The sequence below is a fragment of the Variovorax sp. P4_B10 genome, assembly GCF_056402375.1.
Genome location: NZ_JBFUHN010000158.1, coordinates 1 through 3,678, shown reverse-complemented (window position 1 = coordinate 3,678; position 3,678 = coordinate 1). Strand labels below are relative to the sequence as shown.

The following is a 3,678-nucleotide window of genomic DNA, read 5'->3' as shown; positions in this document are numbered from 1 at the left end:
GGGGTGTCTGGGCGATCTGGGTGTCGATCTTGTACAGGCCGACCGACAACTGGGTGCGCGCAAGATCGGTCTGGGGTTGCTGCTGTTGTGCATGCGTCGGCATCACGAGGGAAGCGGACAGCAGGAGCAAGGCGGCTAGACGCTGAAGCATCGGACAACTCTTTCAGGGCGGGGGCGGGGCCTGGCCCGTAACCAATAAAAATGCCCGCTGATGCGGGCATTGCCGGGTGAGCTTGAAAGCTTACACCTTCTTGACGGCGGCCGTGTGGGCCTTGGCAACGTGGCGAACCTTGTGCTTCTTGGCCGTGGCGTGCTTCTTCGGCGCATGCTTGACTGCGGCCTTCGGGGCAGCAGCAGCAGGTTCGGCCGCGGCGGGTGCGGGTTGTTGAGCGAAGGCACCGGCAGCGAAGAGACCGGCGACCAGGGCTGCGAGCAGCTTGTTCATGAGAAATCCTTTGATATCGTTGATTTGGATCACCTCCCTGAGGAAGGTCCCCATTCAACGGGGGGCGCTGCACGCGGTTGACAGCAGTCTCGCGGTGATCGACGAAAAAAAAAGCGCTCCGGAGAGCGCTTTTTTCAATCGGCAAAAGCCAATTACTGGGGCGTGCCGCCTTGGGTCGACTTGCGCTTCACGCTGCCGTCCTTGTTGCGACGACGCTGGTCGCGTGTGCTGGCGCGCTTTTCGCCAGCGACTGCAGCCTTGTCGGTACCGACGGCGCCGCCTTCGGGCGTCTTGGCGATGTCGCCAGCGGGAGCTGCCACTTGACCGGCGGGCTTGGCTTCCTTCTTGGCTTCAGCGCGCGCTTGCGACTTGCTGTTGGTAGCGTTACCTTGTTCGGGCGTCGTGCCAGCCGGGTTTTGGGCATAGGCGCCAGCTGCGAACAGGCCAGCGATCATGACTGCGAGAATTTTGCTCATTGATGATTCCTCTATCGAGAATTGGTTGGAAACGCCTCCCGGCGAGCAGAAGGTCAGCCACTAACGAGCCCGTTGGCCCCATGGTTGACAAATGCTTGCTGATGGGCTGCGTCTAAAATGTACAGCGATTTGTTCGCGGGCTGTACAGCGAATCCCCCTCGCTGTCTGAATTCGCAGACAGTCGTCCGAATTACGTCACTCCCGGAGCCATCCCCCTCATGTCCAGCTACCAGCACATCAAAGTCCCGGCCGAAGGCCAGAAGATTACGGTCAACGCCGACAATTCACTCAATGTGCCCGATCAACCGATCATCCCCTTCATCGAAGGCGACGGTACGGGGCTGGACATCACCCCGGTCATGCTCAAGGTGGTGGACGCAGCCGTGGCCAAGGCCTACGGCGGCAAGAAGAAGATCCACTGGATGGAGGTCTACGCCGGCGAGAAGTCGACCAAGGTGTATGGCCCCGACGTCTGGCTCCCCGAGGAAACCCTGCATGCCGTGCGCGACTACGTGGTCTCCATCAAGGGCCCGCTCACCACGCCCGTTGGCGGCGGCATCCGTTCGCTGAACGTCGCGCTGCGCCAGGAACTCGACCTCTACGTCTGCCTGCGCCCCATCCAGTACTTCGAAGGCGTGCCCAGCCCGGTGCGCGAGCCGCACAAGACCAACATGGTCATCTTCCGCGAGAACTCGGAAGACATCTACGCCGGCATCGAGTTCGAAGCCGAAAGCGACAAGGCCAAGAAGCTCATCAAGTTCCTGCAGGACGAGCTCGGCGTCAAGAAGATCCGCTTCCCCAACACTTCCGGCATCGGCGTCAAGCCCGTGTCGCGCGAAGGCACCGAGCGCCTGGTGCGCAAGGCGCTGCAATACGCCGTCGACAACGACAAGCCCAGCGTGACCATCGTCCACAAGGGCAACATCATGAAGTTCACCGAAGGTGGCTTCCGTGACTGGGCCTACAACCTGGCCGCCAAGGAGTTCGGCGCCGAACTGATCGACGGCGGCCCGTGGATGAAGTTCAAGAACCCCAGGACGGGCAAGGAAATCACCGTCAAGGACAGCATCGCCGACGCGTTCCTGCAGCAGATTCTTCTGCGTCCCGCCGAGTACAGCGTGATTGCCACGCTGAACCTCAACGGCGACTACGTGTCCGACGCGCTGGCTGCACAGGTTGGCGGCATCGGCATCGCCCCGGGCGCGAACCTGAGCGACACCGTCGCGATGTTCGAAGCCACCCACGGCACGGCGCCCAAGTACGCTGGCAAAGACTACGTGAACCCCGGCTCCGAAATCCTCTCCGCCGAAATGATGCTGCGCCACATGGGCTGGACCGAAGCGGCGGACCTGATCATCAGCTCGATGGAAAAGTCGATTGCCAGCAAGAAGGTCACCTATGACTTCGCGCGTCTGATGGAAGGTGCAACGCAGGTGAGCTGCTCGGGCTTTGGGCAGGTCATGATCGACCACATGTAATTCGGTTTCTTGGGGGGCCATGTGGACCCATCGAAAGAGCCCGCTTCATGGAGGCGGGCTTTTTTTTGCCTGTCGTCAGGGACGGCTTTGTCCCATCGCGATGGCGATTTCGGAGACGGTCAGAAATATGAACGAATGGCTGCAGTCGATGAGTATTGATAACAGTTAATGACGAGCTGCTGGTGGCAGGTGTTGGTGCGCCTCCCCTCATACCTGTGAGGTATCTAACACTTTCTCCCTGAACCTGCGCGCGCACGGAAGCTTCGGCATTTGATTCGGCGCTGTAACCGGACAATCCGGGGGGCCGGTGCTGTGCCGGCGATTCGATGACGTGCGAGTGCACGTGGTTCGCCCACTGCGCTGAACGGACGGAGAGAAGAACGAGATCAACAGGAATTTGCACCGCATTGCGTTCAATGCGAAGCGTGGGCTGCGCATGGTCCGTGCGGGAGAGGGCCAAGAGTTCCGATAAGGGAATCGTGGGAAAGACTCGCTGGATTTTCAGTGCTTTCGACAACACAAGACGATCACACGCTCCCCGAAGACTTGCAATCGAAGCGAAGGAAAATTTCAGGATGAAATACCGATCAATCTGCGCCGTCCTGTTGGTGTGCGCTGCACTCGCCGCCTGCCGGACCGCACCCTTGTATGAGCCCACCCGCCGCGCATTGGTCGCGGCCGAAGAAGACGAAGAACGTACGGTCGTTGGCCAACCAGTGTCAGGCACCGCGATCGCACAGCTTCGCACTGGCATGAGCTACGCAGAGGCCCTCAAGATCATGGGCAAGCCGAATGCCGAAACGGTGAACAACACCGGCAAGGCCTGGATACCCACCTACAACGGCACGGACCGATGGCGTCACTACCTCGCCTACAAGGGGCAGGGTGTTCTCGTCTTCGCCGGCGCAGCAGGCGGAGAGATCGCCGAGATCTCCCGCACCAAGGCCTACACCCCCGACGTGCTGATCCAGATCGTGCACAACCCCAAGGACAGTGGCCGGTTCTGAGGGCCGCGAAGTTCGATAAAAAAAGAGAGAAGAATGAAGCTGTCACACCCTTTCCCCCACGCTGCCGCCGCCATCGCGGTGGTCGCCAGTGTGTTTCTGTCCGGCTGCGCCACCAAGCTCGTGCAGCCCATCACCGGCTACACCTGCTGCAACCTGCGCCCGGACTACGGCTGGGTCTCCAGCACCAACATGCTGGGCGGCCCCATCGTGCCGGCCGGCGAGCCCGCCACGCTCGACACCATGAAGCGCGACACCTACTTCTACGGCACCAT

Annotated in this window: 5 protein-coding genes; 3 read left to right on the top strand and 2 right to left on the bottom strand. The window is 60.8% G+C overall.

Features of this window, described 5'->3' with window-relative positions; translation table 11 throughout:
* Positions 1-241: 241 nt before the first annotated feature.
* Both AC1DXX_RS33065 and AC1DXX_RS33060 read right to left on the bottom strand, forming a co-directional pair.
* Positions 242-445 carry a hypothetical protein gene (locus AC1DXX_RS33065; protein WP_478138426.1) on the bottom strand — a complete coding sequence of 68 codons (204 nt, stop codon included), beginning with the start codon at positions 443-445 and terminating at the stop codon, positions 242-244.
* 152 nt (positions 446-597) lie between these two features.
* Complete coding sequence (locus AC1DXX_RS33060; RefSeq protein ID WP_478138425.1) at positions 598-921, bottom strand: cell envelope biogenesis protein TolA; 324 nt, start codon at positions 919-921, stop codon at positions 598-600.
* A gap of 218 nt (positions 922-1,139) precedes the next feature.
* On the opposite strand from AC1DXX_RS33060, the gene icd reads away from it, so the two are divergent.
* The 3 genes from icd to AC1DXX_RS33045 all read left to right on the top strand — a co-directional run.
* Complete coding sequence (icd, locus tag AC1DXX_RS33055; RefSeq protein ID WP_478138424.1) at positions 1,140-2,399, top strand: NADP-dependent isocitrate dehydrogenase; 1,260 nt, start codon at positions 1,140-1,142, stop codon at positions 2,397-2,399.
* A gap of 752 nt (positions 2,400-3,151) precedes the next feature.
* Positions 3,152-3,406 (top strand): hypothetical protein, encoded by a 255-nt coding sequence (locus tag AC1DXX_RS33050; RefSeq protein WP_478138423.1) that lies wholly within the window; start codon positions 3,152-3,154, stop codon positions 3,404-3,406.
* Positions 3,407-3,439: 33 nt separating this feature from the next.
* Positions 3,440-3,678: hypothetical protein (locus AC1DXX_RS33045; protein WP_478138422.1), on the top strand; the 239-nt coding region annotated here is incomplete at its 3' end.

What these genes read in the sequence shown, in the direction of transcription:
- AC1DXX_RS33065 (WP_478138426.1), bottom strand. Translation starts at nt 445, where the DNA reads ATGAACAAGCTGCTCGCAGCCCTGGTCGCCGGTCTCTTCGCTGCCGGT.
- AC1DXX_RS33060 (WP_478138425.1), bottom strand. Translation starts at nt 921, where the DNA reads ATGAGCAAAATTCTCGCAGTCATGATCGCTGGCCTGTTCGCAGCTGGC.
- icd (WP_478138424.1), top strand. Translation starts at nt 1,140, where the DNA reads ATGTCCAGCTACCAGCACATCAAAGTCCCGGCCGAAGGCCAGAAGATT.
- AC1DXX_RS33050 (WP_478138423.1), top strand. Translation starts at nt 3,152, where the DNA reads ATGAGCTACGCAGAGGCCCTCAAGATCATGGGCAAGCCGAATGCCGAA.